The following is a 6,187-nucleotide window of genomic DNA, read 5'->3' on the forward strand; positions in this document are numbered from 1 at the left end:
CTGCTGCTAAAGCTAATAAAAGTGAAGTACTAATTCCATTTAGAGACATAAACCCTCCTTATTAATTTGCCTTTTTTATATATAATAGTAATATTCTAACTTCTTAAGGCATAAACTTTTCTCTATAATAATTCTAACACATACTATATGATTTGTGTTACCTATTATTCTAATAATTCATAATAATTAAAAAACTTAAGATAAACAATAGTATTCTTTATTACTTTTCCATATTATTAGGTTAATTTCTAAAAATAATTAAACGAATTTTTTAACACATTTTCAAATTTTGCATATTGTAATATTATAGCAATTATTATCTCGGAGGAGGTATAGTGTTTAATTCTATTTTAGAGCCCCTTACCATAGAGGTAAAAGATCTTCTAAAAACCTCTATAATAGGTGTAGATATATTAATTGACAATGTATGTCTTGACCTAGATCACTTTCACTTAAAAGAACTTGAGCAATATGTTAACTCTAAAAAGGGTATTTTTAATGCCTCTTGCTTATGTACCAAAGAAGATTTTAGTTTTAAGTTATATTTAAAAACATTATTTAACTTAAAAAATAGAGATACATTCTCTATTAATCTAACTATAATTCCTTCAAATAATTATAGTGGCAACATTCATTTCATACCATACTTAACAAAAGATATCTTAAAAGAAACACCACCAGTGTTTACTAACCCTTCAATAGTATCAAAAGATATATCTAGTAAAGGTGCATATATGTGTTTTATAGATAATGACTCTGTTCTTACTTATGCTATGAAATGTGAAGTTTATGAAGGAGATTTTAAGAAAACCTCCTTTAATACTGAGAATAGTGACCATAATAGGTTAGCTTATTCTCTAAAAACTAAGAGCTTAGCTGGCACTCCAGTTATGCTAAATAAATACTGTTCTCTTATTAATGGATCAATTGGCTCTGAGGATAGTTTAAATAAAAAGGCTTTAGAGCTAGTTAAAAAATCCTGTATAAAAGGTTTTGATAATATAAAAAGAGGTTGGTAAGATACCAACCCTTTTTATATTTAATTATTTTTTATAATTAAAGAATCCACGACCAGTTTTTCTTCCTAAATATCCAGCTCTTACATATTTCTTTAAAAGTGGACATGGTCTATACTTAGGGTCACCTGTTTCTTTATATAATACCTCCATTATAGCTAAAACTATATCATTTCCTATAAAATCTGATAAAGTTAATGGTCCCATAGGATGATTAGCTCCAAGCATCATGGACTTATCTATATCCTCTTCACTTGCAGTTCCTTCTGCAAGTACACATATAGCTTCATTTATCATAGGAATCAAAATTCTATTTACCACAAATCCTGGAGCTTCTTTAACTTCAACAGGATCCTTTCCTATGGATAAAGCTAATTCCTTAACTGAATTAAAACTCTCCTCTGATGTAGCTATTCCTCTTATTATCTCCACTAGCTTCATAACTGGAGCTGGATTAAAAAAGTGCATTCCTATAACTTTATCTGGTCTATTAGTAGCTGAAGCTATCTCTGTTATAGAAAGAGATGATGTATTAGTTGCAAGAATTGTTTCTTCCTTACATAATTCACCTAATTCCTTAAATATTTCTCTTTTTATTGCCATATTTTCAACAGCTGCTTCTACTACTAAATCACAATCATGAGCTAATTTAAGGTCAGTAGTTCCCTTAACTCTTGAAATTATCTCATTTTTACTGTCCTCTTGAAGCCTTCCTTTTTCTACAAGTTTAGTTAAGCTTTTAGTTATTCCAGCAATACCTCTTTCAACAAATTCATCTTTTATGTCTCTTATTATAACTTCATATCCCTTAACTGCAAAAGCTTGAGCGATTCCAGCCCCCATAGTTCCCGCTCCAAGTACAAATATCTTCTTCATATATGAAAGCCCCCTTATTTTATTAATTATTTATAGCCTTAAATTGAGCTATAAGCTCTGGTATAATCTTATTTAAATCTCCAACTATTGCATAGTCCGCCATCTTCATTATTGGAGCATCTGCATCCTTATTTATAGCTATTATAATATCACTCTCTTGCATACCAGCTACGTGTTGTATAGCTCCTGATATACCACATGCTATATATATGCTTGGTCTTACAGTTTTACCTGTTTGTCCTACTTGATAATCCTTTTGAAGCCAATCATTGTCAACAGCAGCTCTTGAAGCTGAAACTGTTCCTCCCATAACTTCTGCAAGATCATAAAGAAGTTTAAAGCTCTCTTTACTTCCAACTCCTCTACCTCCAGATATAAGAACCTTTGATTCTGATATATCTTTGACTTCTTTATTTTCCTTAACTATCTTAAGTATTTTAGTTCTTATGTCATCCTCTTTAATATTTACATTTACTTTTTCTATATTCTTTTCCACTTCTTCATTCTTAGGAAGTTTACTAAATACCCCTGGTCTTACTGTAGCCATTTGAGGTCTATGATCTGTACAAGCTATCGTAGCCATTAAATTTCCTCCAAAAGCTGGTCTTGTAGCAAGAAGGTATTTTCCCTCTTCATCTATATCAAGAGAAGTACAATCTGCTGTAAGTCCTGTATTAAGTCTTGCTGCAACTCTTGGTCCTAAATCTCTTCCTATAAATGTAGCTCCTATAAATATTATCTCTGGTTTTCTCTCCTCTACTAATTCACATATAACTTTTGTATATCCATCTGTTGTGTAATTAACTAGCGCTTCATCTTCTACAAGAAGAACTTGATCCGCTCCATGATATGAAAGTACATCTGCTAGATTTCCTACATTATTTCCTAAAAGTAAAGCTGTAAGCTTAACTCCTAATTTATTTGCAAGTTTTTTTCCTTCTCCTAAAAGTTCTAAAGATACCTTTTGAAGTTCTCCATCTCTTTGTTCAGCAAATACCCAAACACCTTTATATTGTTCTAAGTTCATCCTTCTTACCCCCTATATTAGATGTAGTGCTTTTCTTTTAATTTAGATAATAAATATTCCACAGCTTCATCTGCTGGCTTATTAATTATCTCGCCCTTACCCTTAACCTCTTTGGTCATGGATTTTTTAACCTTTGTTGGAGAACCTGGAAGTCCAAGTTTACTTTTATCTACATCTATGTCATCAGCAGTCCAAACCTTTATCTCTTTGTTAACTGATGAGAATATATCCCAAGCATTCATATATCTTGGCTCATTTAATTCCTTTATAGCCGTTAATAGAACTGGCTTCTTAACCTCTATTATTTCATATCCATCTTCTAAAGCTCTATTTATAAGAAGTTTATCTCCTTCTTCTTTGACCTCTTGAACATATGTTACTTGAGGTATATTTAAATGCTCAGCTATTTCTGGTCCTACTTGAGCTGTATCTCCATCTATAGCTTGTCTTCCTGCAAGTATTATGTCATAGTCAAGCTTTCTTATAGCTCCTGCTAAAGCATAGGAAGTAGCTAAGGTATCAGCTCCCGCAAAAGCTCTATCTGTTATTAATATAGCCTCATCAGCTCCCATGGATAAAGCCTCTCTTAAAGCATCTTTTGCTTGAGGTGGCCCCATAGTTATAACGATTACATCGCCGCCATTTTTATCTCTTAATGCAAGTGCTTCTTCTAAAGCATGCTTATCCTCTGGATTTATTATAGATGGTACTCCATCTCTTATTAATGTACCTGTCTTTGGATCTATCTTAACTACAGTAGTATCTGGAACTTGTTTAATACAAACAACTATTTTCATAAGTCTGCCCCCCTATTTTAAAACATTTCCTGAGATAACCATTTTCTGAACTTCTGAAGTTCCTTCATATATCTCAGTTATTTTAGCATCTCTCATCATTCTCTCTAATGGATATTCCTTAGTATATCCATAACCTCCAAGAAGTTGAACACACTTAGTTGTAACTTCCATAGCAATATCTGCTGCAAATAATTTTGCTCTTGCAGCTTCTATAGAGTAAGGAATTCCATTATCTTTATTGTAGGCAGCCTTATAAACAAGATTTTTAGCCGCTTCTATTTTTGTATCCATTTCTGCTATCATCCATTGAAGTCCTTGGAATGCAGCTATTGGTCTTCCAAATTGTTTTCTTTCCTTTACATACTTTACAGCCTCTTCAAAAGCTCCTTCTGCTATTCCTAAAGCTTGTGCTGCTATACCAATTCTTCCTCCATCTAATGTTTTCATTGCTATACCAAAGCCTTTTCCTTCTTTACCTATTAAATTCTCTTTTGGTACTATACAATTTTCCATTATAAGCTCTGTAGTTGAGGATGCTCTTATACCCATCTTATCCTCAAGCTTTCCTATAGAAAATCCTTCAAAATCTTTTTCAACTATAAATGCAGATATTCCTTTAACCCCTTTAGTTCTATCTGTCATAGCAAAAATTATAAAAGTTTCTGCTACTCCTCCATTTGTTATGAATATTTTACTTCCATTTAATATATAATTATCTCCATCTAAAACTGCAGTAGTTTGTTGACCTGAAGCATCTGTTCCTGCATTAGGCTCTGTTAATCCAAAAGCTCCAATCTTTTCTCCCTTTGCAAGTGGAGTTAGATATTTTTGTTTTTGTTCTTCTGTTCCAAACTGATCTATTAAGGATGCACATAAGGATACATGAGCTGATAATATAACCCCTGTAGATCCACATACCTTAGATAATTCCTCTACAGCTAAAATATAAGATAATGTATCTCCTCCAGCTCCACCATATTCCTTCTTAAAAGGTATGGCCATCATTCCATATTCACCCATAAGTTTTGCATTTTCCATAGGAAACCTTTCTGTTTCATCTATTTCTGCTGCTATAGGCTTTACCTTCTCCTCTGCAAACTCTCTAACCATTTGTCTTACTAGTTCTTGTTCTTTTGAAAGCTTAAAATCCATTATATACTTACCCCCTTATTTCCCTTACTTATTTTTGAAAGTTTTGTCTCTTTTTTCAACAAAGGCAGTCATTCCCTCTTTTTGATCCTCCGTTGAGAAACACTCTCCAAAAACTTCAGCTTCATACATTAAAGCTGTATCTATATCACATTGCATTCCTCTATTTATAGCTGCCTTAGAAAGCTTAATAGCAACTGGTCCTTGGGATGCAATTAGATTTGCCATAGCCTTAGCCTCATCCATTAAATTTTCTAGTGGTACTACTTTATTAACAAGCCCTATGTTATAAGCTTCATCAGCCTTTATAATTCTTGATGTAAATATAAGTTCCTTTGCACGACCTTCTCCAACAAGTCTTGGAAGTCTTTGAGTTCCTCCGAATCCTGGAGTTATTCCAAGACCAACTTCCGGTTGTCCAAATTTAGCTTTTTCAGAAGCTATTCTTATATCACACGCCATGGAAAGTTCACATCCACCCCCAAGAGCAAATCCTGGTATAGCGGCAATAACTGCTTTTTCAATATTTTCTAATCTTCTGAAAACTTTATTTCCTAAAATTGAAAATCTTCTTCCTTCTATTGCACTTAAATCTTTCATTTCTGTTATATCTGCCCCTGCAACAAATGCTTTCTCTCCTGCACCTGTTAAAACTATAGCATAGATTTCATCATCTTGCTCTACTACATCAAGAATATTGTCTAATTCTTTTAAAGTTTCTGAATTTAAAGCATTTAAAGCTTTAGGCCTATTAATTGTTATAATAGCAACCTTACCATCCTTTTCAAAAAGAACATTTTTAAGCTCCATTTGTATCCCCCTTTTTATTTTTAATACAATAAATACATATTTCTCTAATATAATACAAATTAGTTTCTATGAATATTTTTATTCTTTGTTAAAGCTATAACAATTCCTAACAAAAAATAATTGAAGTATGATACTTCAATTATTATTATATAGCCCATTGGATAATATTTCAATAACCTTTCAAAATTTTTTGAATTTTAAAACATTCCCCTTTTTTTATGACAATTTACTCTTCTTCTTCCACTTCATTTAATAAATATGCAAGAGTAAGTAAGCTATCACTTAAGTGAACATTCTCAATTATTACATCTTCAGGAACACTTAAATCTACAGGTGCAAAATTCCAAATGCCCTTAACTCCATTATTAACTAATAGGTTACAAGTTTTTTGAGCATTAACCTTAGGTACACAAAGAACCCCTATATCAATATGATTTCCTCTTAGAAAATCTTCTAGGTCATCTATATCTTTAATCTCTATATCTCTTATTCTCATACCTACTAATTTAGGA

Annotated in this window: 6 protein-coding genes and 1 pseudogene; 1 reads left to right on the top strand and 6 read right to left on the bottom strand. The window is 32.2% G+C overall.

The window, feature by feature from the left end; translation table 11 throughout:
* Positions 1 to 335: 335 nt before the first annotated feature.
* A complete protein-coding gene (locus tag AB2369_RS10590; protein ID WP_367666449.1) occupies positions 336 to 1,019 on the top strand; it encodes a hypothetical protein in 684 nt (227 codons plus the stop codon).
* Positions 1,020 to 1,043: 24 nt separating this feature from the next.
* On the opposite strand, the gene AB2369_RS10595 is transcribed toward AB2369_RS10590, so the two are convergent.
* The 6 genes and pseudogenes from AB2369_RS10595 to AB2369_RS10620 all read right to left on the bottom strand — a co-directional run.
* Positions 1,044 to 1,892, bottom strand: coding sequence for a 3-hydroxybutyryl-CoA dehydrogenase (locus AB2369_RS10595; protein ID WP_367666450.1), 849 nt, complete (start codon positions 1,890 to 1,892; stop codon positions 1,044 to 1,046).
* A 22-nt stretch (positions 1,893 to 1,914) separates the two neighbouring features.
* On the bottom strand, positions 1,915 to 2,919 hold the full coding sequence (locus tag AB2369_RS10600) for an electron transfer flavoprotein subunit alpha/FixB family protein (RefSeq protein WP_367666451.1): 1,005 nt from the start codon (positions 2,917 to 2,919) through the stop codon (positions 1,915 to 1,917).
* Between the two features lie 17 nt (positions 2,920 to 2,936).
* Positions 2,937 to 3,716 carry an electron transfer flavoprotein subunit beta gene (locus tag AB2369_RS10605; RefSeq protein WP_367666452.1) on the bottom strand — a complete coding sequence of 260 codons (780 nt, stop codon included), beginning with the start codon at positions 3,714 to 3,716 and terminating at the stop codon, positions 2,937 to 2,939.
* Positions 3,717 to 3,728: 12 nt separating this feature from the next.
* Positions 3,729 to 4,868 (bottom strand): acyl-CoA dehydrogenase, encoded by a 1,140-nt coding sequence (locus tag AB2369_RS10610; RefSeq protein ID WP_367666453.1) that lies wholly within the window; start codon positions 4,866 to 4,868, stop codon positions 3,729 to 3,731.
* A 24-nt stretch (positions 4,869 to 4,892) separates the two neighbouring features.
* Complete coding sequence (locus AB2369_RS10615) at positions 4,893 to 5,675, bottom strand: short-chain-enoyl-CoA hydratase (protein ID WP_367666454.1); 783 nt, start codon at positions 5,673 to 5,675, stop codon at positions 4,893 to 4,895.
* Positions 5,676 to 5,901: 226 nt separating this feature from the next.
* A pseudogene (locus AB2369_RS10620) lies at positions 5,902 to 6,187 on the bottom strand (redox-sensing transcriptional repressor Rex); the annotation flags it as partial.

Source organism: Clostridium sp., assembly GCF_040797585.1.
In the GTDB taxonomy this organism is placed as follows: domain Bacteria; phylum Bacillota; class Clostridia; order Clostridiales; family Clostridiaceae; genus Clostridium_Z.

Bases quoted from the DNA above. Each gene is read 5' to 3' on its own strand.
- AB2369_RS10600 (WP_367666451.1), bottom strand. From the start codon at position 2,919: ATGAACTTAGAACAATATAAAGGTGTTTGGGTATTTGCTGAACAAAGA.
- AB2369_RS10605 (WP_367666452.1), bottom strand. From the start codon at position 3,716: ATGAAAATAGTTGTTTGTATTAAACAAGTTCCAGATACTACTGTAGTT.
- AB2369_RS10615 (WP_367666454.1), bottom strand. From the start codon at position 5,675: ATGGAGCTTAAAAATGTTCTTTTTGAAAAGGATGGTAAGGTTGCTATT.
- AB2369_RS10595 (WP_367666450.1), bottom strand. From the start codon at position 1,892: ATGAAGAAGATATTTGTACTTGGAGCGGGAACTATGGGGGCTGGAATC.
- AB2369_RS10610 (WP_367666453.1), bottom strand. From the start codon at position 4,868: ATGGATTTTAAGCTTTCAAAAGAACAAGAACTAGTAAGACAAATGGTT.